Here is a 23,161-nt window from a genome sequence, read left to right on the forward strand (position 1 = left end):
CGGGGAACGCGGCGGAGCCTCTTTTTGCTTCGGTTTGCGCCGAAGGGCGGCACCGGCCCGTTCCTCCCACCCGGCCACCCAAGGCAGCCTATTCTGGATGGGCGCCGGGTGGGGGAACGGGCCGGCACCGCAAACTCAACTGAGTACGAGGTGCGTATGGTGAGCGTTCCAGCGACGGACGAGGTGGCGCTCAAACGGCGCGGGTTCACGCTGGCGCTGCTCACCGCAGCCTATTTCTTCAGCTATATGGACCGACAGATCCTGGCGATCCTGCAGGAGGATATTCGCCGCGATCTGTTGCTGAGCGATACCCAATTGGGTCTGCTTGCTGGCTTTGCCTTCGCGATCTTCTACGCGACACTGGGCCTCCCGGTGGCGCGGCTGGCGGATCGCGGCAATCGCGTCAACATCATCGCCATCGCGCTGGCGCTGTGGAGCGGGATGACGGCGGTGTGCGGGCTGGCGCAGAATTTCGTGCAGCTGCTGCTGGCGCGGATCGGCGTCGGGATTGGCGAAGCGGGGTCGAGCCCACCGAGCCATTCGATCATCGCCGACCTCTATCCGCCCGAGAAGCGCGCCGGGGCGATGGGCATCTATTCGCTGGGCGTTGTGCTGGGCGCGGCGGGCGGCACGATGATCGGCGGCACGTTAGCGCATTTCTATGGCTGGCGCGTCGCGATGTTCGCGGTCGGCGTGCCGGGCATTCTGCTGGCCGTGCTGATCAAGCTGTTCGTCGTCGAGCCGCGGCGCGGGCTGTCCGATCCGACCCAAAGTGCCGCGAGCCACGGCGATATGCCGGCGTTCGGCGAAGGGTTCCGGTCGCTGTTCGCCAATCGCGCGGCGGTGCACCTGGTGATGGGCGTCACCATCACCTCGCTGATCGGCTATGGCCACACCGCCTTCGGGCCGAGTTTCATGATCCGGTCGATGAACCTCGACAAGCTGCAGATCGCGTCGATCGTCGCGCCGGTGGGTGCGGTGGCGGGCACGCTGTCGGCAGTGGGCGGCGGGTGGCTCGCCAACTGGGCGGCGGCGCGCTGGGGGCTGCATACGCAGGCCTGGCTGGTGCTGGCGATGAAGGCAGTGGGCCTGCCGCTGTCCTTCCTGTTCTTTGCGTCGAGCGATCCTTGGGTCGGTGTGCCGATCTATTGGGTGTCGATCATCCTGGTGAACTCGTATCTCGGCCCGACCTTCGCGCTGATCCAGGGGTTGGCGCCGCTGCGGATGCGAGCGTTGTGGGCGGCCGTGACGCTGCTGGTCATCAACCTCATTGGCCTTGGGCTGGGTCCCACGCTGATCGGGGTGATCAGCGACGCGCTGAAGCCCACGTTCGGCGTTGAGTCGCTGCGCTGGGCGATGCTGACCTTCGCTGCGGCGACGCCCTGGGCGCTGTTCCATTACTGGCGCGCGGGGGTGTGGTTGAAGCGGCGGGGGGCGTAGGGTTGGAGATGCCGCGGCGTGATCCGGCTCAGGTTGATGCCGCTGTCGCCTGGCCCAGTACCGGGATCCGATGGGCCGCAAGCGTTGAGTTGCCGTTTTGGGCGCTATGGCTCAACTGCGCGGTGGATCCCGGCACAAGGCCGGGATGACGGAAAGGCGGAACGGCAACCAACGAGCCCATAGTTGCCTTATCGCATCAGAGCTCAGCGACTCTAGTTGATCCAGCTAATGAATTCAGCCGTAATCGGTTGGCCTGCTGCGTTGCGTGCAGGGACGAAACGAGCCACGTTTACGAGGCGAGCGCACACGGAGCGGTCGAGTTGATCGTCACCGCTGGGGTTGAGGATAGTGCAGCTGGCAACCTTGCCGTTGCCATCGACTTCAAGCCTGAACCTCATGCGTCCAATTGGACGTCGACCCTTAATGCCTCGGTCGATATAGGCACCATTTAGCCACGCTTCAGGATCGATCGGCGTCACGCGTCGCGCAAGTGCGTTGGCTTTCAGTGCTGCCCGGCATTGTGCTTTGAACGTGCGGTCAACTGAAACGCCCTCCGGTGGCACGCAGTTGCGGAGCCTGCCCTCGCTGTCCGAACGGTAGCCACTACCCGGCGGGAGGATGCCTTCAACAAAGTCCGTCTGCGCCGCGGCATGTGAGAGCGCGATTGATGATGTCGACGCGGCGAAGACTAGTGAGATCAACAAACGATTGGGATGCGGCACTGCAAAATCCACGATGATGCGATTGACGGCATCCCCGATCCTTCATCTGTTGGGCATAGTAAACTGTCGATCACAAGCCGGTTCAAACCCCTCCGCTTTCCAGCCACTTGCAGTCACTGTGGAACGGCAGTGCTCGACCGCAACTCGGTCATTCGACCGCCTTCTTACGAAATGCGGTGGCTGGGCGCTGCCGGATGACGACTCCGGAGCGAAGATCGCGGGAAACGGACCTGCGACGGTGACGGCTCCGACCCGCCAATTACCAGCGTTCAAGTAGCGACGTTTGAAGTGAATTTACCTAGGTGGCTACCTCTGCGGCCCAGCCCCGCTCCGTAAGATCAACTTGGGCATTGATGTAGTTGCGGTCGAAGCCATCCTCCCACGGAAACACACCGGCTTCATCGGGCCAGACGATTTGAAGGCAAACAAAATCATCGCCGCGATAAAACCAGCGGCTCCAACCGAGGTACTTGGCGTAGTGGCGCGTCGCGACTGTGAAAACATAGGCGTCGTCTTCGGGTAAAATGCCGCCGATCCGAACGGCACGCGGCACCCGCTTTCCGTTCCGGGCCCATCGATAGAGCACCCAGAAAATCTGGTTTGCGACCCGTTCGTCGACTTTGAAGACCAGCATTTCAGGATGGCCGATGGTTGCTACGCAACCGGTGGTGAAGCAGAAGCCAGGTTTCTCGTCCTCATCGAGCGCGTGCGTCTGCATCCAACCGTGCTGCCGGATGCCGTCGACGAAGTTTCTTTCCGCTTCATCAAGGTCGCCCAGCGGCGTGTCCAATCGAGTGATCGTCGCGCCGGTGCCCGGTACACTGGGTCCGTCCGGCGTGAAGCCGGAACCGGCCATGCGGCGCAACTTGTCACCATTCTCATCGTCGGGGGACTGCACGCCTGATCTCTTTCTCGGCTGAATGGCCGCGTCATCTGCCAGCGCCGGCTTAGCTTCGGGTAAACGTCCGCTTCCCACGCAATTTCAGCCGTTCAGCGAAACTGCCATGAGCGGGCATTCAATGTCCCGACGCTCCGAATGCGCCGATCCCCGTTTCGCTGCGCACGGCCTGATCGCGGAAGCGTGAGCGCTCGGCTGCGGCCTTGGGCGAGCGGTCGAGGATGGAGACAAGCCAGATGCCGATGAAGCCGATGGGAACCGAGAAGATCGCCGGCGAGCTGTAGGGGAAGGGCGCATCGCCGAGGCCGAAGGTCGTCGTCCACACCGCCGGCGACAGCAAGGTGAGGATGAAGGCGCTGAGCAGCCCGAGCAGGCCGCCCACCATCACGCCGCGCCCGGTGCAGTCCTTCCAGTAGAGCGACAGGATCAGCGCAGGGACGTTGCCCGAGGCGGCGAGCGCGAAGGCGAGGCTGACCATGAAGGCGACGTTCTGCTTTTCGAACAGGATGCCGAGCAGCACCGCGACGACGCCGAGGGTGAGCGTTGTGATCCGCGAGACGCGCAGTTCGTCCGCCGAGTTTGCCGCGCCGCGCTTCCACACCGAGGAATAGAGATCGTGGCTGACCGCCGACGCGCCGGACAGCGTCAGACCGGCGACGACGGCAAGGATGGTGGCGAAGGCGACGGCGGAGATGAAGCCGAGGAACAGGTCGCCGCCGACCGCATGGGAGAGGTGCACCGCGGCCATGTTGACGCCGCCGAGCAGCGCGCCGGTCCCGTCCTGATAGCGCCCGTCGGTCGCCACCATGACGATCGCGCCGAAGCCGATGACGAAGGTGAGAATATAGAAGTAACCGATCCAGCCGGTCGCCCACAGCACCGACTTGCGCGCTTCCTTTGCGTCCGGAACGGTGAAGAAGCGCATCAGGATATGCGGCAGCCCGGCGGTGCCGAGCAGCAACGCGAGGCCGAACGAGACGGCGGAGACCGGATCCTTGATGAAGCTGCCCGGGCCCATGATCGATGCGCCCTTCGCAGTCGGATCGGGATCGCCGGCGGCGGCGGCGAGGCCCGTCTTCACCTCGACCGCGCGGGCGAACAGCGCGTCGAGCGAGAAGCCGAATTGCCAGAGGACCGAGACCGCGATGAAGGACGCGCCGGCGAGCAGCATCACCGCCTTGCTGATCTGGATCCATGTCGTCGCGGTCATGCCGCCGACGAGCACGTAGACGATCATCAACACGCCGACGAGCACCACCGCGACGGGATAGGGCAGGCCGAACAGCAATTTGATGAGCTGACCCGCCCCGACCATCTGCGCGATGAGGTAGAAGGCGACGATCAGCAGCGTCGAGATCGCGGCGAACACGCGGACCGGTGCTTGCTCGAAGCGGAACGAGGCTACGTCGGCAAAGGTGAAGCGGCCGAGGTTGCGCAGCTTTTCCGCAATCAGGAACGAGATGATCGGCCAGCCCATGAGAAAGCCGACCGAGTAGATGAGGCCGTCATAGCCATCGGTGTAGATCTGCGCCGAAATGCCGAGGAAGGATGCGGCGGACATGAAGTCGCCGGCGATGGCCAGGCCGTTCTGGAAGCCGGAAATGCCGCCGCCCGCGGTGTAGAAGTCCGACGCGGTGCGGGTACGCGTGGCGGCCCAGCGGGTGATGCCGATCGTGAGCAGCGCGAAGGCCGCGAACATGAAAATCGCGATCCAGTTCAGCGGCTGCTGCTGGGTCTCGCCGCTCAGCGCATCGGCAAGCGCCGGCGTGGCAACGAGCAGGCCAAGCGCGGCAAGGCCGAAATAGACGCGGTTCACTGGCGTTCCCTTCCGGCGGCATCGGCCATTATTTCAGCCATGGCGGGGTCCCAGCGGCGGTTGGCGCGGCGCGTGAACAGGGCGATCGAAAGGATCGCGAGCAGGATCAGGCCGATGCCGGCGGGGATGCCCCAGGTTGCGACACGATCGCCGATCGGAGCCGCCAGCGCCGCCTTGTCGAGCGCGATGGTCAGGATGAACGCCATGAACAAGCCGACGACGATCCAGGACAGGATCCAGGCGAAGCGGGACCGTTCCGCCACCAACGCCTGATAGCGCGGATCGCGCGCCACGCGATCGAGCGTCTCTTGTTCAGTCATACCCCTCCTGTGCCCGTCTCGACCGGCTGGTGCGACCGGCTGTTGCGACAGGCCTGCCCCAGCTTCGTGGATGCGGCAAGCCTTTGCCACAGCATATTTGCCGATCGCGGGTCGTAACATTGCCAGCGCTGGCCTACATGCCGCCGCAGATGACAGTCGCACGGAGGATTTCGCGGTGGATGGACGGTTTTTGATCGCAGGGGAGCGGATCGCCACCGGCGAGACGTTCGAGGGCTATGACCCGGCGGCCGGCGCGAATATCGCGCCCGCGTTCGAGGTGAGCCGCGAGGCCGACGTGGCGCGGGCGTGCGAAGCGGCGGCGGCGGCGTTCGACGTGTTTCGCGAGACGTCGCCCGAGGATCGCGCGGTGTTCCTGGAGACGATCGCCAGCGAGATCGAGGCGCTGGGCGATGCGCTGATCGAGCGTGCAGTGCTGGAAAGCGGGTTGCCGCCGGCGCGGCTGACCGGTGAGCGCGGGCGGACGACGGGGCAGCTGCGGCTGTTCGCATCGGTGCTGCGCGCGGGGCGCTTTGCCGGGGTGGTGCTGGACAGCCCGATGCCCGAACGTCAGCCGCTGCCGCGCAGCGATTTGCGCCAGCGCCGCATCGCGGTGGGGCCGGTGGCAGTGTTTGGCGCGTCGAACTTTCCGCTCGCCTTTTCAGTCGCGGGTGGCGACACCGCATCGGCGCTCGCCGCCGGCTGCCCGGTGGTGGTGAAGGCACACCCGGCGCATCCCGGAACGTCGCTGCTGGCGGCGCAGGCGATCGATGCGGCGGTGGCGAAGTGTGGCCTGCCGCGCGGCGTGTTCAGCCTGATGCAGGGTCCGGCGAATGAACTTGGCGCGGCGCTGGTGCGGCATCCCGCGATCAAAGCGGTGGGCTTCACCGGATCGCGCGCCGGCGGCCTGGCGCTGGTCAGCCTGGCGCAGGCGCGGCCCGAGCCGATCCCGGTCTATGCCGAGATGTCGAGCGTCAATCCGGTGCTGCTGTTCCCGGCAGCGCTGGCCAACCGCGCCGAGGCGCTGGGCGCTGGGTTCGTTGCGTCGCTGACCATGGGGTCGGGGCAGTTCTGCACCAACCCGGGGCTGGTGATCGGCATCGACGGGCCGGACCTCGACCGCTTTGTCGCGGCGGCGGCGCAGGCGCTTGAGCAGGCGCAGCCGCAAGTCATGCTGACCGCCGGCATCCATGGCGCCTATTCGACCGGGGTTGAGACGCTGGCCGGACATGACGGCGTCGAACTGGTCGCGCGCGGTGTGGCGGCGACGGCATGCAATTGCGGGCAGGCGGCGCTGTTCAGCACGAGCGCGGCGGCGCTGGCCGCGAACCCGGCGCTGGCGCACGAGGTGTTCGGCGCATCGTCGGTGGTGATCCGCGCGAAGGACTGGGGCGAAGTGGCGGCGCTGCTCGAGACGCTGGAAGGGCAGCTGACGGCGACGCTGCAGATCGACGCGGACGACGTTGAAGCCGCACGACCGCTGCTGCCGATCCTTGAGCGCAAGGCCGGGCGCATCCTGGCCAATGGCTGGCCGACCGGAGTCGAGGTGAGCCATGCCATGGTGCATGGCGGCCCGTATCCGGCCACGTCGGACCCGCGCTCGACCTCGGTCGGATCGGCGGCGATCGAGCGTTATCTGCGCCCGATCTGTTATCAGGACCTGCCGCAGGCGCTGCTGCCGCAAGCGGTTCGCGACGGAAATCCGCAGCGGCTGCCGCGGCTGGTGGACGGCGCGTTCGAGTAAACGTTCGCAGTCTGTTCGCATCTTCGCTAAGGACCGGCAAGTGAGCGACACGCCGGTCCGGAAGATCATCCATATCGACATGGACGCCTTTTTCGCGTCGGTCGAGCAGCGCGACGACCCCACGTTGCGCGGCAAGCCGGTGGCGGTCGGCCATGCCGGGCCGCGCGGGGTGGTGGCGGCGGCGAGTTACGAGGCGCGGACCTTCGGCGTACGCTCGGCGCTGCCGTCGGTGACCGCACTGCGCCGCTGTCCCGAGCTGATCTTCGTGCCGCCGCGCTTCGAGGTGTATCGCGCGGTGTCGGCGCAGGTGCATGTCGTCTTTGCCGAGTTCACCGACCTCATCCAGCCGCTGTCGCTCGACGAGGCTTATCTCGACGTGACGGCGAACAAGGCGGGGCTGCCCACGGCCTGGGCGACCGCCAAGGCGATCCGCGCGCGGATCAGGCAGGAAACCGGGCTGACCGCGTCGGCGGGCGTGTCGTACAACAAGTTCCTGGCGAAGCTGGCGTCGGATCACCGCAAGCCTGACGGCCAGTTCGCGGTGACGCCGGACATGGGGCCGAGCTGGGTAGAGGCGCTGCCGGTCGCCAAGTTCCACGGCGTGGGGCCGGTGACGGCGAGGAAGATGCACGCGCTGGGCATCCGGACCGGCGCTGACCTGAAGAACAAGCCGCTCGCCTGGCTGGCGCAGCATTTCGGCAGCAGCGCGCAATGGTATCACGACATCGCGCGCGGGATCGACGAGCGGCCGGTCAATCCCAATCGTGAACGCAAGTCATCGGGGTCCGAGACGACGTTCGAGCGCGACCTCATCGATCCAGCCGAGATCGAGGCGGGCGTGCTGCGCATGGCCGACGACGTCGCGGGGTGGTGCGAGAGCCGGCAGATGTTCGGGCGCACCGTGACGGTGAAGGCGAAGTTCGCCGATTTCCGCCAGGTGACGCGCAGCCGCACGCTGCCGCAGGCGGTCGTGGATGCGGACGTCCTGCGCGCGACCAGCGTCGAACTGGTGCGTTCGCTCTATCCGCTGGCGCTGGGCATCCGGCTGGTCGGCGTGACGGTGTCGAACTTCGTCGCGGCGGACGAGCGAACGGGCATGCCGCTGTTCACGCGGTGAAGACGCGTTTCGACACGCAGTTATCCTCGACCAGATCCCAGTCGATGTCGATGCCGAGGCCAGGGCCGTCGGGGACGTGGATGTTGCCGTCGGCGTCCATGAAGTCGCGCAGGCTCTGCTTCATCGGCAGCTGGAAGGTGTCTTCGGGCACGAACAGCTCGAAATATTCCGAATTGCGCACCGCGCAGGCGACATGGATGTTGGCGATGTCCATCGGCCCCATCGTGGTCGTGTGAAGCTCGCAGTTCATGCCGTGCGCCTCGGCGAGATGGCAGACCTTGAGCGTGCCCGTGATGCCGCCCTTCCACGACACGTCGGCGCGAACCATGTCGAGCGCATCGGCCTTGATCGCCTGCGCCACGCCCCACGGCCCGCCGCGTGTCGTTTCGGTGCCCACGATCGGAATGTCCACGGCGGCCGAGAGCTTGGCATATTTGTCGAGCTCGTAATCGCGGAACGGCTCCTCGAACCAGTAATAGTCGAGTTCCTCCAGGTGCCGGGCAACCTTGATCGCCTCGTGCAGCGAATATTCCGCAACCGGGTCGGTCATCAGCACCATGTCCGGGCCAACGGCTTCGCGCACGGCGGCGTGGATCTGCATGTCGAGCGCGCTGGGTCCGCAGGGATGAACCTTGTACGCCTTGAACCCGCGTTCCTTGTAGTGAAGCGCTTCACGCACATAATCGTCGATGCCGGGAAGCCACAGGCTGCTGGCATAGACCGGAAGCTTGGTGCGGTAGCTGCCGAGATATTGGTGCAGGGGAAGCCCGGCGGTGCGTGCCGCCGCGTCCCACAGCGCGACGTCGATCGGCCCGGGCAGGAAGACCGGGAAAAAGGCACCGTGGCGGTCGATGTTCCAGAAATCGTGCCAGATCGCCTCACGATCATGGATGCTGCGGCCGAGGATCACCGGCGCGATCACGTCGCTGAGATAAGCGTCGGTCACCGCGCCCGAGCGCGCCGCCCAGAAGGTGGCGATCCCCTCGATCCCGTCCGAGGTGGTGATGCGGCCGACGCCATAGCTCCATGGCATCGGTGCCGCACCCTCGCGGTCTTCGTCGAACAGGCCCTTGGGCCGGTTGCAGATCCAGGTTTCGAACTTCTCGATGCGCATCTCGCCCCCAATCTTGTCTGACAGGTTTGTAGCGGGATCGGGTTCGGCGATCAATCCGCCGCTGATCGAATGCCCGGCATCGCGACGATCGGCGCGAGGATGACCGTGAGCGCGTCGTCGAAATGCTGCGCCATCGCAGCGGCTGCGGCGGCCGGGTCGCCGGCGACGACGGCGGCGACGATCGCTTCGTGCAGTTCCTGGACGCGGTCGAGCCCTTCGACTTCCGACCAGCGCTGGCGGCCCGTCGTCATCGCGACGAGGATCAACTGGCGCAGCGCGTCGATCAGCAGCGAGTAGAGCGGGTTGCCGGTCGCTTCGGCCAGCGTGACGTGCAGCTTCAAATCGAGGTCGAGATAATGCTGAGCATCGTCGATGCGCTGGGCCATCTCGGTCACGATCGCCTGCAGCCGTGCGGCCTGCTCGTCGCTGCGGTGCTGCGCGGCGAGCACCACCATCGCGATCTCGACCCCGCGGCGCAGCTCGAGAATATCCTTTTCGTCCGCCTGCCCGATCAGCACGGCGTTGCTGATGACGCGCGAGACCATGCCGCCGTCGACCGGCACGATCGTCGCGCGCTTGCCCACTGCCATCTCGACCAGGCCGGTCGCGGCGAGGGTGCGCATCGCTTCGCGCACCACCGGGCGGCTGACGCCGAGCGTGTTGCTGATCGTCGTTTCGCTGGGCAGGCGCGCGCCGGGTCGCAGGCGTTCAGCGGCGACGTGATCGCGCAGATAGGCAATTACCTGATCGACAAGGCTGGTCGACTTGAGCGTCGCGCCGTCATCCTCATTGGCCGCCTGCACCCCATCCTCCGCAACTGTTCGCGCAGGCTTATCACCTGTCGCCGCACGAATATGCAAATTGTGACTTGTCATACGAATGATGTTCAAGCAATCCTGTCTGACAGGAAGAGCGCGGATTGCGGGTCCGCGGCCGAGAGGTGCTTGAGCCATGACCAGCGATGCGACAGTGCCGGCCGTCCCGCGCGGACGCTATCGCTGGATCGTCTGCGCCCTGCTCTTTACGTCGACTACCATCTGCTACATCGACCGGCAGATCTTCGGGTTGCTCAAACCCACGCTCGACGCCGAACTGGGGTGGAGCGAGACCGACTACGGCGACATCGTCGCGACCTTCTCGCTGCTTTACGCCCTGGGCTATCTGCTCGGCGGCCGGCTGATCGACCGGATCGGGGTGCGCAAGGGGCTGGGTCTGGCGGTGTTCGGGTGGAGCCTGGCCGCCGCGGCGCATGGCCTGATGTCCAGCGTGCTGGGGTTCAAGGTCGCGCGCGCCGCGCTGGGCATTACCGAAGGCGGCAACTTCCCCGCATCGATCAAGGCGGTGCGCGAATGGTTTCCGCCGCAGGAGCGCGCGTTCGCGACCGGCATCTTCAACGCCGGCAGCAATATCGGCGCGATCGTCACGCCGATCTCGCTGCCGTTCATGGTCGCGGCATTCGGCTGGCGCGCGGCGTTCCTGATCGCCGGCAGCCTGGGGTTGATCTGGCTGGTGCTGTGGCTGCGCTTTTATGAGCGGCCCGAGCGGCAGAAGCGCCTGTCAGACGAGGAACTGCGCTATATCCAGGCTGGCGAGGATACCACGCTGCAGCCGCCGGTGCGCTGGCTGTCGCTGCTCAACTATCGCGGCACCTGGGCATATATCGTCGGCATGTTGATGACGAGCCCGGTGTGGTGGTTCTATCTCAACTGGGTCCCCGGCTTCCTGCACGACCGCTTCGACATCGACATGATGGGGTCGATCGCGCCGCTGGTGGTCATCTATCTGGTGGCGGATGTCGGCAGCATCGCCGGCGGGTGGATCTCGTCGCGGCTGATCCGGGGCGGGATGCAGCCCGTGCCGGCCAGGCTGGCGACGATGTTCGTGATGGCGCTGTGTCCGGTGCCCGTGGCGTTCATCGCCGGCGTTTCCGGCCTGTGGCCGGCGGTGTTCATGATCGCGCTGGCGGCGGCGGGGCATCAGGGCATGTCGGCGAACCTTTATACGCTGGCGTCGGACACGGTTCCGTCGCGCGGGGTCAGTTCGGTGATCGGCATGGGCGGCTTTGCAGCGGGGATCGTCGGCATGTTCGTCGCGATGGCGATCGGCCGCATCCTGGACGCGACCGGCGGCAACTACACCCTCCTCTTCATCGGCGCGGCGGTGGCCTATCCGCTCGCCGTCCTCGTCATGGCGGCAATCGTCCGCCGGCCCGCACACTCGAAAATGGAAGCATGATGGACGACCAGACGATCTTTGGCCTGTTTCGCAGCGAACTCTATACGCCGGTGGTCGGCGACATTCTCGATACGCTGGGCCATGTGCACCAGTTCCTGCCGCAGCCGATCCAGCCGATGCTGACGAGCATGAAGCTGATCGGGCGCGCGATGCCGGTGCTGATGATCGACGTCTATGGCCCGCAGGCCGAGCCGTTCGGGAAGCTGACGCAGGCGCTGGACCAGCTGGAGCCGGGCGACATCTACCTTGCCAGCGGCGGGGCGATGCGGTGCGCTTATTGGGGCGAGATCCTGACCGCGACGGCGCGTGCGCGCGGGGCGAACGGGGCGGTGGTCAACGGCTATCATCGCGACACGCCACAGGTACTTGAGCAGGATTGGCCGGTATTCAGCCGGGGCCGCTTCGCACAGGATTCGAGCGTGCGCACCAAGGTGATTGACTATCGCTGTCCGATCGAGGTCGGGCCGGTCACCGTCCAGCCGGGCGATCTGGTGTTCGGCGATCTGGACGGCGTGGTGGTGATCCCGCGCGCGGTCGAGGCCGAGGTGATCGAACGCGCGCTGGAAAAGGCGCGCGGCGAAAAGCTGGTCCGGCAGGAGATCGAGGGCGGCATGTCGAGCACGGCGGCGTTCGCGAAGTACGGAATCCTGTGAGGGCGCGATGACCACCGCCTTTCAAGTCCACGCCGACGACAATGTCGCGACCCTGCTGGCCGATGCCGAGCGTGAGGTGAGGCTCGTCGGCGGCGGCACGGTTGCGCTGAACGAGCCGATCGCGCTGGGGCACAAGGTGGCGCTGAGCGACATCGCGGCGGGCGCGGCAGTGGGGAAATATGGCATCCCCATCGGCACTGCGAGCGTCGGCATCCGCATGGGCGACTGGGTGCATCTGCACAATTGCGCCAGCCGCTTCGACGAGCGTTCGGGCGGGTTCGACGGAGTGACCGGCGCGTCGAAGGACATGGTCTATGAATGAAGTCGCGGCGCGGCAGTGGCAGGCCTGGCTGCGGCCGGACGGGCGCAAGGGCGTGCGCAACCTCGTCCTCGTCATCTATACCGTACAGTGCGCGGCGCATGTCGCCCATGCCATCGCGGCGGGCGAGGAGGACGTGCAAGTCATCGGCTTCCCCGGCTGTTACGACAATCAATATGCGATCCGACTGGTGCTGGCGCTGGCGCGGCATCCCAATGTCGGGGCGGTGCTGTCGGTCGGGCTGGGCTGCGAATATACCCAGCCGGCGCGGATTGCCGAGGCGGTGGCGAAGAGCGGGCGGCCGGCCGACGCCTTCTTCATCCAGGATGTCGGGGGCACGCGATCCTCGACCGAGAAAGGCAAGGCGATCGTGCGGTCCTTGCGCGAGCGGATCCGGCGAGAGACGCCGCGCGTGGCGATGGGCTTTGCCGACCTGACGTTGGGGGCGGAATGCGGCGGGTCGGACGGGACGAGCGGGCTGGTCGGCAATCCTGTTGTCGGGCGGCTGTTCGACCAAGTGGTGGACGCGGGCGGATCGGCGATCTGCGAGGAGATCGTCGAGATGATCGGCCTCAAGGACATCATCCTGGCGCGCGCCGCCGATGAACGCGCACGGGCCGAGCTGGAGGCCACCTATGACAAGGCGGAACGCTATTGCCGCGAGGTTCGGCAATATTCGGTCAGCCCGGGCAATTTCGCCGGCGGCCTCACGACCATCGAGGAAAAGAGCATGGGCGCGTTCGCCAAGAGCGGATCGCGGCCGATCCAGGGCGTGATCAAGGTCGGCGAGAGCCCGCCCTGGCCCGGCATGTGGGTGATGGATTCGGTGCCCGACCCGCACTTCATGCAGTTCGGCTATACCAATCCCAACGATACCGAAGGGATCATGGACCTTATCTCCGGCGGCAGCCAGATCGTGCTGTTCATCACCGGGCGCGGCAGCGTGATCGGATCGCCGGTCGCGCCGTTGATCAAGGTCACCGGCAACAGCCGGACCTATGCCAGGATGCAGGAAGACATGGATTTCGACGCAGGCCGCGTGCTGGCGGGCGAGCTGTCGCTGGACGAAGCGGCGGGCGAGCTGGCGGCGATGGTGGCGGATGTGGCGGCAGGCACGCAGAGCAAGCCCGAGGCATTGGGGCACAGGGAGTATTTCGTGATGTACAAGCACCAGGACACGCCGGAGCTGGATCGGGGGTGCCGCAGTGCCGCTTGATCCTGCAACCGCATTCCGCCTCGACGGCGAAGTCGCGCTGATCACCGGCGGCGGCACAGGGCTGGGCCTGGGCATGGCCCGCGCGCTGCATGCGGCGGGCGCGCAGGTCGTGCTGATCGGGCGGCGTGAGGAACTGGTGCGCGGCGCGGCCGAGGAACTGGGCGAGGGCGCGCATTGGGAAGCGGCCGACGTCACCGACTTCGCCTCGCTGCCGCCGCTGGTCGAGCGTGTGATCGCCAAGTGCGGCAAGGTCTCGATCCTGCTCAACAATGCCGGGATCAACTTCAAGAAGCTGGCGGTCGACACGCCGGTCGAGGATTTCTCGAGCATGCTCGACACGCATGTGCTGGCGGCCCATGCGCTGACCCAGGCGGTGCTGCCGGGCATGATCGCGGCGGGGCATGGCAGCATCCTGTTCACCGCGTCGATGACATCGCTGATCGGCATGCCGGGCGTCATCGCCTATTCGGCGGCAAAATCCGCCTATGTCGGCATGGTCCGCGCGCTGTCGTGCGAGGTCGCGGGGCAGGGGGTGCGTGTCAATGCGATCGCGCCCGGCTGGATCGAATCGCCGATGCTGCGCAAGGCGCTGGACGGCGATCCGGCGCGCTCGAACCGCATCCTGCAGCGAACGCCGATGGGGCGGTTCGGCGAGCCCGAGGATATCGGCCATGCCGCCGTCTATCTCTGTTCCCCCGCCGCAAAGTTCGTGACCGGCGTGTTGCTGCCGGTCGATGGCGGCGCATCGCAAGGCTTTTGACCATGACCCCCTACCGCCTCCACCCCGACCGGCTGTTCCCGACCGACCCCAGCGTCCGCGCCATCGCGCGCGAGCTGTACGAGGGCGTGCGTAGCCTGCCGATCGTCAGCCCGCACGGCCATACCGATCCCAGCTGGTTCGCAAGCAACGAGCCGTTCCGCGACCCGGCGTCACTGTTCATCATCCCCGACCACTATATCTTCCGCATGCTCTATTCGCGCGGCGTTCGCCTTGAGGAACTGGGCGTGCCGCGCGTCGACGGGGGATGGACCGAGAGCGACCCGCGGAAGATCTGGCGGCGCTTCGCAAAGAACTTCCACCTGCTGCGCGGCACTCCGAGCTGGATGTGGCTGGGCCACGCGCTGCACGAAATCATGGGCATTCCGCAGAAGCTGAGCGTCGAAACGGCGGACGTGATCTACGACCAGATCGACGCCAAGCTGAAGTCGGACGACTATCGTCCGCGCGCGCTGTTCGAGCGGTTCAACATCGAGGTGCTGGCGACCACGGAAGACCCGCTGGACGATCTGCGCCACCACCGCGCCATCGGGGCGAGCGGCTGGCATGGGCGGGTGCTGACGGCGTTCCGGCCGGACAATGTGACCGACCCCGAGCATCCGCGCTTTGCGAGCGACCTGCGGGAGCTTGGCCGGATCACCGGCGAGGATGTTGGGACGTGGGAAGGCTATCTCGCCGCGCTGCGCGCTCGCCGGCGTTACTTCATCGAGCATGGCGGCTGCACCTCGACCGATCATGGCCATCCCACCGCGCATACCGAGAATCTGGCTCAGGAAGATGCCGCCGCATTGTTCGCGCGCGTGTCGAGCGGGCAGGGGACGGCCGACGATGCCGAGCGCTTCCGCGGCCAGATGCTGACCGAGATGGCGCGGATGAGCGTTGCGGACGGGCTGGTCATGCAAATCCACCCCGGCGCGCTGCGCAGCCAGAACCCGGCGGTGACCGACACTTTCGGCGAGGCGAAGGGCGACGATTGGCCATCACGCACCGAATATGTGAAGTCGCTGAAGCCGCTGCTCAACGCGTTCGGCAATGAGCGCGACCTGACGATCATCCTCTTCACGCTGGACGAAAGCACCTATGCGCGGGAGATCGCGCCGCTGGCGGGCCATTATCCGGCGCTGCGCATCGGGCCGGCCTGGTGGTTCCACGACAGCCCCGAAGGGATGCGCCGCTTTCGCGAGCAGGTGACCGAGACCGGTGGCTTCTACAACACGGTCGGGTTCAACGACGACACGCGTGCATTCCTGTCGATCCCGTCGCGGCACGACATGAGCCGGCGGGTGGATTGTTCGTTCCTCGCGCGGCTGGTGGCAGAGCATCGCATCGACATGGACGAGGCGCAGGTCGTGGCCACCGACCTGGCGTACAATCTGGTGCGGGAGGCGTATCGGCTGTGAAATATGGGCGGGTGGCGCCGCCCATTCTCTCATCGGTCACGCCGGCCCTGTGCCGGGGTCCACTCAGCCGGGCGGGCTGAACTCGAGCCGCTTGCCCCTCCCGTGCCGCACGGTGGACCCCGGCACAAAGCCGGGGTGATGGTGATGGTGGTGGGGCGTGGCCGGCCCGCTTACGTCACGATTTCCCCCGGCGCACCGTTCACGCGAACATTGTCGAAGCGGATGTTCTTCGTATCCCGGGCGATGAGCTTCTGGCGATCGCCGCTGTCGGTCAGACGGACGTCGATATCCTTCAAGAGGAAGTCGCTGATCGCGGTCGTCGGACTGCCCGAGATGTTGCCGAAGCGGCGCGTGGTGCCCTTCACATCCTCGATCACCACATCGCGGATGATCGCGCCGGGCATCTTCGGCTCGACGCGGGTGCCGTGGGTCAGGCGGGCGTTGACGATCAGGCCAACCGCCGGGTCGCTCTCGCTCCAGTTCGGCTTCCCATAGTCGTAGAAGACCTCGCGATTGTGCCAGTCGGGGCCATAGGGTGTCGGCGCTTCGGCCAGGCGTACGCCCTTGACGCGCAGCCCTTCATAGACCTGACCCGGCGTGTCCGGGCGCACCTTGAAGCGGATCGTCGGAATGTCGCCGACATTGGTGATCCGCTCGACCCGCACGTCGCGCACGATGGTCGCGTTGCTGCCATAGGTGACGCAGCCCAGGCCATGTTCGAAGATACAATCGTGGATATGGATGCGCTCGACCGGCGGCGCTTCCTTATAAGCTGCCGCGCCCGGCCCCTGCGTCCCCTTGAGCGCGATGCAGTCGTCATCGACCGAGAAGCGGCAGCGGCGCACGACGATGTCCTGGCAGCTGTCGAGGTCGATCGCGTCCGAACTGGGCGCGCGGATGATATGCGGCACTTCGAAGCTGCAATCCTCGATCACCGAACGGCGGCAGCGATACATGTGCAGGTTCCAGAAGGCGGCGTCCTTGAACGTCACGCCACTGACCAGGACGTCGTCGCAATCCTCGATCGAGCAGAGTTGCGGGAAGTGGTAGACGACCTTGTTACCCTCGACGCTTTCCTCGGGCACCTTGAAGAACATGCGCCAGAACGGGTCGCCCGCGCCGTCGATGGTGCCGGGGCCGACGATGCGGAGGCCATGGTTGTGGCTTGCATTGATGAGGCCGAGGCGCAGCGGTTCGGGATAGGCTTCGACGAAGCGCCGCATGACCAGCGGATAGTCGGCCAGGTCGGTCGAGCCGCGCAGCACCGCGCCCTTGCGAAGTTCGAGCCCGACGCCGGGCTTCAGCCAGATCGATCCCGTGACGAACACGCCTGCCGGCACCGCGATCATGCCGCCGCCCGCCTTTGCCAGCGCATCGATCGCCGCCTGGATCGCGCGGGTGTTGAGTGTGCGCCCGTCGCCCCTTGCACCATGCGTTCGGATGTCGACGACTCGCTGGCGGGCGAGGGCGACACCCGGCGCGGCGATCAGCGCCAGTGCAGGCGCACGCATCAGCAGTTCGCGTCTTGAGCCCATCTTAACTCCCTCTCCAGCCACGGTTTTCAGTAGGTGCCAGCGCTCGCAGAAACCGCTTGCCTTATCATTCATCATACAAGTATATCTGTCTTACAGGTTGGTCAAGCGACGCGAAGCGTGTTCCGGCCTTTGCAAAAAGGGGAGGGTCCGTGATGGCCATGAAGTTTCGTAATCGCGCGTGGAATGCCTCGATCGTTGCCTTGACGGCCGGCCTGTGCTGGGCAAGCCCGGCGGCGGCGCAGGACGCCACTGCCGCGGCGCAGACCGATGACACGGCCGCCGCGGACGAGATCATCGTCTCGGGCTTCCGCGGATCGCTGGAAAAGTCGCTGCAGACCAAGCGCAACGAGACCGGCGTGGTCGATTCGATTTCGGCCGAGGACGTCGGCAAGTTCCCGGATTCCAACCTTGCTGAATCGATGCAGCGCCTGCCCGGCGTGGCGCTGGCGCGTGGCGATGGCGGCGAGGGCAAGACGATCTCGGTCCGCGGTCTTGGCGCACAGTTCACGCGCGTTCGCCTGAACGGCATGCAGGGGTCGAGCTCGACCAACTCGTCCGACATCCGCGCCGGCTTCAACTCGTCGCGCTCGTTCGACTTCAGCGTGTTCGCGTCGGAGCTGTTCAGCGAACTGACTGTGCGCAAGACTTATTCGGCCGATGTCGAGGAAGGCTCGCTCGGCGCGACGGTCGACCTGCTGACTCCGCGTCCGCTGTCCTATGTCGACGACTTCACCTTCGCGGCGAGCGCGCAGGGCACCTATGACGATCTGCGCGAGAAGTTCAGCCCGCGCGTGACCGGCCTGGTTTCCAAGAAGTTCCTCGACGGCACGTTCGGCGTCGCAGCCTCGATCGCCTATACCAAGCGCTATACGCGCGAAGAGGCGTGGTCGGCGGTCGAAGTCTATCGCGGCACGCAGCAGGGCGGCTTCTGCTCGCCGGTCGGCTATCCGACTCAGAACCCGGCAAACGCGCCTGCAGCCGGTATCGATGCGCTGAACTGCGCGACCGGCCTGCCGCGCCTGCCCGGCACCGCGCAGAATATTGCCAACTATGAGACCGCGCGCCAGGCGTTCGTGTATCGCAGCCCGCGCTGGCTGCGGTCGGATCAGGACTATTCGCGACTGGGCGCCACCGTGACGCTGGAAGCCGAGCCGGCCGAGGGCACCAAGATCGTGCTGGACGGCCTGTACAGCTGGTATGACGTGAAGCGGACCGATTACAGCTTCGCCGCCAACTCGTTCGCACGCGGCGTCGCCAATTTCGGCCAGCCGATGACGACGGTGACGGACATCGTGGTCGATCCGCTCGGCAGCGTCCAATATGGCCAGTTCAACAACGTCGACATTTCGAACGATACCGCTCGTCGCGAATATTCGACGACGTTCCGGCAGATCAACCTCACGGCCTCGCAAGAGCTGGGCAAGCTGACGATCGACGGCTTTGTCGGCCTGTCGCTGTCGACGCTGGCGAACCCCGTGTCGACGCAGATCAGCTTTTTCGCCAACGACGTTCAGAATTTTTCGTACGATTTCCGCAACGGCGGCAGGGTCCCGGCGATCAACTGGGGCTTCGACACGACCAACGCGAACAATTACGTGTTCGCCCCGAACGTCGTGGTGCCGATCGCGGCGGGCACCAACTACACCATCTTCCGCAACCTGCTGAACAAGGGTGACAGCGAAGAGAATACCGAGAACCTGACCGCCGAGTTCAACGCCAGCTATGCGCTGTTGGATGGCTTCAAGGTCCGTGCCGGCGTTCAGTATCGCGAAGCCAATTTCGATCGCTATGGCCGCCAGCGCGCGGGCAATGTGACCACTGGCGCGCTGCCGGCGGGCACCTCGATCGGATCGGTCATGATGCTGATCGACGGCTTTGGCAGCTCGATGCCGGGCAATGTCGGCGGCAGCTGGCTCGCGCCGGACTATGATGCGCTGAATCGCGCGATCAACTTCGTGCCGGATGAGGGCGCATTCGCGCTGGCGCCGATCCCGATCCGCGATCGCCTGAGCGAGAAGGTGACCGGCGCCTATGGCCTGGTCGAGTTCGATACCGATGGCCTTGGCCCACGGCTGCGCGGTAATATCGGCGTACGTTATGTCCGCACCAACCAGAGCGGGCAGGGCACGGTCGCCGGCGTGAGCCGCGTGCTGGAGCGCACCTACGAAGACTGGCTGCCGTCCGCGACGATCACCGCCGACCTGACCGACAAGCTGATCCTGCGCTTTGCTGCGGCGAAGGTGATGGCGCGACCGGAGCTGACGCACATCCTGCCGGCGGGCGTGAACATCGCGCTCAACACGCAGACGATTTCGGGTCCGAACTTCTACCTCGACCCGATCCGCGCCAAGACCGCCGACGTCAGCCTGGAATATTATTTCGGGCGGCGCGGGCTGATCTCGGTTGGCGGGTTCTACAAGGACATCGACAGCTATATCCAGTCGCTGTCCGAACGCATTCCGTTCAGCCAGACAGGCCTTCCGCTCTCGCTGATTGCCGGTGCCAGCGGCATCACGCCAGCGACCGAGTTCACGGTCAGTGGACGCCGCAACACGCCGGGCGGGCCGCTGAAGGGGGTTGAAGTCAACATCCAGACCGGGTTCGACTTCCTGGGCGACACCTTCCGCAACTTCGGCATGCTGGCGAACTATACGTTCGTGGATTCGCAGATCACCTATTGCCGATCGTCCGGCGGAACCTGCACCGGCACCGATACGATCGTTCGCGATCTGGTGAACCTGTCCAAGCATGCGGTCAGCGGCACGCTGTATTACGAGGATGACAAGTTCAGCATCCGCGGCAGCGCGACCTATCGCGACAAGTATCTGCTGGGCGTGCCGACGTCGCGGATCGGCACCGATCCGGTCACCGGCGCCGTCGTCAACGACGTCCAGGGCGCAAGCTCGACCATCTTCGTCGATGCGGTCGCATCCTATCAGGTAACGCCGCAGATCTCGCTCCGCCTGGAGGCGCAGAACCTGACCAACGAGTCGATCGACTATTATTACGACTCGGTGCGCCAAGACCCGTTCTACAGTGGCTATACCGGCCGCAAATTCTCGGCCGGCGTCGCGTTCAAGTTCTGACACTTGCGGATGGTGTGACGAACAACGGCCCGGCCTGGCGACAGGTCGGGCCTTTTCGTATCTGGAGGTTTGCATGACGGGTTCGATCGACCGGCGCGGCTTTCTGGGCGCGGCGGGCAGCTTGCCGCTGCTGGCGTCGGGCGCTGCGGCGCAGGAGGCGGATGACGCAAGCGCAGCGAAGGCGAGCGTCCGGCTACCCTATCAGGAGGAGAGCCGCGCCCGCCGCATGAAGTGGTGGCACGAGGCCAAGTTCGGGATGTTCGTCCATTACGGCCTGTATTCGATCATCGGGCACCAGGAATGGGTGATGGAATCGGAAGGCATTCCGATCCCCGAATATGAAAAGCTCGCGGCGCAATTTCGCCCCAAGCCGGGCGCGGCGCGTGAGTGGGCGCGGCTGGCGAAACGGGCGGGGCAGAAATACATGGTGCTGACGACCAAGCACCACGAGGGCTTTTGCCTGTGGGACACCGCGACCACCGATTATAACGCAGCCCGGCATGGGGCGAAGCGCGATCTGGTGCGCGAGTTCGTCGAAGCGGCCCGCGCGGAAGGGCTGCGCGTCGGCCTCTATTACTCGCTGATGGACTGGCACCATCCCGACGGCGCGCGGTGCAAGGATGACGCCGACGCGCGTGAGCGGTTCGTCGGCTATGCCCATGCGCAGGTGCGCGAGTTGCTGAGCAACTACGGCAAGATCGACATCTTGTGGTACGATGTCGACTGGCCGCTGACCCCGCAGCAGTGGCGGGCGGACGCGATGAACCGCATGGTGTTCGACCTTCAGCCCGACATCATCGTCAACAACCGCAACGGCCTGGAAGGCGATTTCGGAACGCCCGAGCACCGCATTACCGCGGAGGACCGCGCCTGGGAATCGTGCAACACGATGAACTATGGCTGGGGGTATCAGCGCAGCGACGATCAGTGGAAGCCGGCCAAGCGGGTCGTCAACGACCTGACCCTGTGCGTGCAGCAGGGCGGCAATTACCTGCTCAACATCGGGCCGGAACCGGACGGCAGCGTGCCGCGCGGATCGGTCGAGACGCTGGAGGCGGTCGGCGCGTGGCTGCGCACCAATGGCGCTGCGATCTATCCGGCGGATGGGCGCGCGGCAGGGGCGTTCGGGAATTACACGAACTTCACCAAGGCCGGGGACAAGCTCTACATCCATGTCTATTTCTGGCCGTCGCGCTCGCCCGCCGCGGCAGTGCTGCCGTCGTTGCGCCCGGAGACGGTGGTGGCGGTGGGCGGCGTTCGGACGAAGGTGCTGTCCGCGCGGCTGCTAAAGACGGGGGCGCCGGTCGCCTTTACCCAAGATGCCATCGCGCTGCGGCTGACCGGCCTGCCCGAGGTGCCGCCGGACGATCCGACGAGCGTGATCGAGCTGACGTGCGAGGGCACGCCCTATGTTCGGCACCATCTGATCCGGCCCGAATGGCCGCGTTATGGCGTGAATGTGGGCGGCGCGCGGAGCAGCTAAGGCTTCAACCACTTGTCCGCAAACGCGATATAGTTCGCCCAGTCGGCGGCGGTGATGCCGTGCGGGCCGGTGCGTAGGTGATAGCCGATGCGCGAATGCACCGGATGGTCGGGCGCGGGCATGTCGGCGGCGTCCAGTCCGCCGGCGCCCAGCAGCCGATAGACCGGATCGGCGCCCTTCGCCGCCAGAAATTCGCCGCGCGGGTCGGCCCACCAATCGTCGCTGGCGCTTGCGACATAAACCGGGCGGGGGGCAACTAGCGCGATCAGCTGGTGCGCGTCGACCGGCAGCTCGGCCTCGCGCTCGGCGAACGTCTTGAAGCGCGGCGCGAACCAGTAGTTGTTCATCACGCGGATCGTCTCGCCATAGTTGCGGCGATAGAGCGCCGCGCCGCCTTCGCCCGAATTGTTCGAGACGACCATGGCAAAGCGCTCGTCGCGCGCGCCGGCCCACAGCGCCGCCTTTCCATAGCGCGAATGGCCGACGCCGATGACGCGGCGGCGATCGACCTGCGGCACGGTGGCAAGATAGTCGTAGACGCGGCTGAGTCCCCACGCCCAGGTGGCGATGGCGCCCCAATGTTGCGGGTCGGACGCATTGGTGTCGAAGGCGGGATGGATGCTGGTCGCGACCTTGTCGTCGCCATCCGGATACAGATCGCCGGTGAAATAGGTTGCGACGCCATAGCCGGCGCGCAGGATTGTTTCGACCGGCCATTCGGCGGCGTCGATGCCGCGCGAGTGAAGCGTCGCGCTGCCCTTGCGAATGCCGGGGGCGGGGGTGACCCAGGCTGGGGTGATTAAGATCGCCGGGTCGGGATGGATCGCCTGATTGCCGTGAAAATTGGGGCCGACGAACACCGGCACCGGACCGCGCGCCGTGGTCGGCAGGTAGAGGAGCACGCGCAGCTGCGGGCCGGCTTCGCGGCCATTCAGCAGCACCGTGACTTGTCGCCGGACTGCAAGGCCGTTCAGTGCGACATCGCTTTGTTCGTCGATACGATAGCGCGGCCGCGGTGCGCGCGGCGCGACGCCATAGATATTGGCTTCGAACAGTTCGATCAGTTCGGCGCGCCGCTTGCGCCATTGCGCGGCTGAGCGGACTGGCTGTCCATTGGCGAAGGTGAGCGGGTCGGGCAGGCGGTACGGTGCGACCCTGGCCTCGTCACGATTGCCGTCCAGCTGTGCAACCGCTGGCGTGGCAAGGGTGAGACAGGCCAGTATCAGCATGCGCGCAATCATCTGCATCCTTGCCGCTCTAGTTGCTTGTCAGACAGGTTCGTCATTCA

General features: G+C 65.8%; 19 protein-coding genes. 11 read left to right on the plus strand and 8 right to left on the minus strand.

Annotated features, from left to right (window positions below):
• Positions 1–159 precede the first annotated feature (159 nt).
• Positions 160–1,440, plus strand: a complete 1,281-nt coding sequence (locus tag BFL28_RS16905) for a spinster family MFS transporter (RefSeq protein WP_241527374.1) — start codon at positions 160–162, stop codon at positions 1,438–1,440.
• Between the two features lie 212 nt (positions 1,441–1,652).
• Here BFL28_RS16905 and BFL28_RS20805 read toward each other — a convergent pair whose 3' ends face one another.
• From BFL28_RS20805 to BFL28_RS16920, 4 genes are all read right to left on the minus strand, one after another.
• The gene (locus BFL28_RS20805) at positions 1,653–2,162 is read right to left on the minus strand and encodes a TonB family protein (RefSeq protein ID WP_131818680.1); all 510 of its coding nucleotides are present in this window, start codon (positions 2,160–2,162) and stop codon (positions 1,653–1,655) included.
• Between the two features lie 298 nt (positions 2,163–2,460).
• A complete protein-coding gene (locus BFL28_RS16910) occupies positions 2,461–3,060 on the minus strand; it encodes a DUF4262 domain-containing protein (protein ID WP_079247240.1) in 600 nt (199 codons plus the stop codon).
• A gap of 118 nt (positions 3,061–3,178) precedes the next feature.
• Positions 3,179–4,876 (minus strand): cation acetate symporter, encoded by a 1,698-nt coding sequence (locus BFL28_RS16915; RefSeq protein WP_069321696.1) that lies wholly within the window; start codon positions 4,874–4,876, stop codon positions 3,179–3,181.
• A complete protein-coding gene (locus BFL28_RS16920; protein WP_069321697.1) occupies positions 4,873–5,196 on the minus strand; it encodes a DUF485 domain-containing protein in 324 nt (107 codons plus the stop codon). The genes BFL28_RS16915 and BFL28_RS16920 overlap by 4 nt, the downstream gene beginning before the upstream one ends.
• Positions 5,197–5,371: 175 nt before the next feature.
• On the opposite strand from BFL28_RS16920, the gene BFL28_RS16925 reads away from it, so the two are divergent.
• Together BFL28_RS16925 and dinB are read left to right on the plus strand one after the other, a co-directional pair.
• Positions 5,372–6,937 carry an aldehyde dehydrogenase (NADP(+)) gene (locus tag BFL28_RS16925; RefSeq protein WP_069321799.1) on the plus strand — a complete coding sequence of 522 codons (1,566 nt, stop codon included), beginning with the start codon at positions 5,372–5,374 and terminating at the stop codon, positions 6,935–6,937.
• A gap of 40 nt (positions 6,938–6,977) precedes the next feature.
• On the plus strand, positions 6,978–8,054 hold the full coding sequence (gene dinB, locus BFL28_RS16930) for a DNA polymerase IV (protein WP_079247242.1): 1,077 nt from the start codon (positions 6,978–6,980) through the stop codon (positions 8,052–8,054).
• On the opposite strand, the gene BFL28_RS16935 is transcribed toward dinB, so the two are convergent.
• Positions 8,044–9,168 carry an enolase C-terminal domain-like protein gene (locus BFL28_RS16935; RefSeq protein ID WP_069321801.1) on the minus strand — a complete coding sequence of 375 codons (1,125 nt, stop codon included), beginning with the start codon at positions 9,166–9,168 and terminating at the stop codon, positions 8,044–8,046. The genes dinB and BFL28_RS16935 overlap by 11 nt on opposite strands.
• 50 nt (positions 9,169–9,218) lie before the next feature.
• On the minus strand, positions 9,219–9,971 hold the full coding sequence (locus tag BFL28_RS16940; RefSeq protein WP_069321698.1) for a FadR/GntR family transcriptional regulator: 753 nt from the start codon (positions 9,969–9,971) through the stop codon (positions 9,219–9,221).
• Between the two features lie 148 nt (positions 9,972–10,119).
• Here BFL28_RS16940 and BFL28_RS16945 point away from each other — a divergent pair, with 148 nt between their 5' ends.
• Genes BFL28_RS16945 through uxaC form a run of 6 tightly spaced genes read left to right on the plus strand, consistent with a single transcriptional unit; the run spans position 10,120 to position 15,769 of the window.
• The gene (locus tag BFL28_RS16945) at positions 10,120–11,403 is read left to right on the plus strand and encodes an MFS transporter (protein WP_069321699.1); all 1,284 of its coding nucleotides are present in this window, start codon (positions 10,120–10,122) and stop codon (positions 11,401–11,403) included.
• Positions 11,403–12,056 carry an RraA family protein gene (locus tag BFL28_RS16950; RefSeq protein WP_206599138.1) on the plus strand — a complete coding sequence of 218 codons (654 nt, stop codon included), beginning with the start codon at positions 11,403–11,405 and terminating at the stop codon, positions 12,054–12,056. The genes BFL28_RS16945 and BFL28_RS16950 overlap by 1 nt, the downstream gene beginning before the upstream one ends.
• A 7-nt stretch (positions 12,057–12,063) precedes the next feature.
• A complete protein-coding gene (locus BFL28_RS16955; RefSeq protein ID WP_069321701.1) occupies positions 12,064–12,378 on the plus strand; it encodes a UxaA family hydrolase in 315 nt (104 codons plus the stop codon).
• Positions 12,371–13,591, plus strand: coding sequence for a UxaA family hydrolase (locus BFL28_RS16960; protein ID WP_069321702.1), 1,221 nt, complete (start codon positions 12,371–12,373; stop codon positions 13,589–13,591). The genes BFL28_RS16955 and BFL28_RS16960 overlap by 8 nt, the downstream gene beginning before the upstream one ends.
• Positions 13,581–14,351 (plus strand): SDR family NAD(P)-dependent oxidoreductase, encoded by a 771-nt coding sequence (locus tag BFL28_RS16965; protein ID WP_069321703.1) that lies wholly within the window; start codon positions 13,581–13,583, stop codon positions 14,349–14,351. Before BFL28_RS16960 ends, BFL28_RS16965 begins: the two co-directional genes overlap by 11 nt.
• 2 nt (positions 14,352–14,353) lie before the next feature.
• The gene (gene uxaC / locus BFL28_RS16970; protein ID WP_069321704.1) at positions 14,354–15,769 is read left to right on the plus strand and encodes a glucuronate isomerase; all 1,416 of its coding nucleotides are present in this window, start codon (positions 14,354–14,356) and stop codon (positions 15,767–15,769) included.
• A gap of 170 nt (positions 15,770–15,939) precedes the next feature.
• On the opposite strand, the gene BFL28_RS16975 is transcribed toward uxaC, so the two are convergent.
• Complete coding sequence (locus tag BFL28_RS16975; RefSeq protein ID WP_069321705.1) at positions 15,940–17,304, minus strand: glycoside hydrolase family 28 protein; 1,365 nt, start codon at positions 17,302–17,304, stop codon at positions 15,940–15,942.
• Positions 17,305–17,462: 158 nt separating this feature from the next.
• Between BFL28_RS16975 and BFL28_RS16980 the strand changes: the two genes are divergently transcribed.
• The gene (locus BFL28_RS16980) at positions 17,463–20,390 is read left to right on the plus strand and encodes a TonB-dependent receptor (protein WP_069321802.1); all 2,928 of its coding nucleotides are present in this window, start codon (positions 17,463–17,465) and stop codon (positions 20,388–20,390) included.
• A gap of 73 nt (positions 20,391–20,463) precedes the next feature.
• Positions 20,464–21,873 carry an alpha-L-fucosidase gene (locus BFL28_RS16985; protein WP_069321706.1) on the plus strand — a complete coding sequence of 470 codons (1,410 nt, stop codon included), beginning with the start codon at positions 20,464–20,466 and terminating at the stop codon, positions 21,871–21,873.
• On the opposite strand, the gene BFL28_RS16990 is transcribed toward BFL28_RS16985, so the two are convergent.
• On the minus strand, positions 21,870–23,114 hold the full coding sequence (locus tag BFL28_RS16990) for a glucuronyl esterase domain-containing protein (RefSeq protein WP_206599139.1): 1,245 nt from the start codon (positions 23,112–23,114) through the stop codon (positions 21,870–21,872). The two genes, BFL28_RS16985 and BFL28_RS16990, sit on opposite strands and share 4 nt — an antisense overlap.
• Between the last annotated feature and the right edge of the window lie 47 nt (positions 23,115–23,161).

Origin of the sequence: Sphingomonas turrisvirgatae (genome assembly GCF_001721295.1) — a bacterium.
Lineage (GTDB): Bacteria > Pseudomonadota > Alphaproteobacteria > Sphingomonadales > Sphingomonadaceae > Sphingomonas > Sphingomonas turrisvirgatae.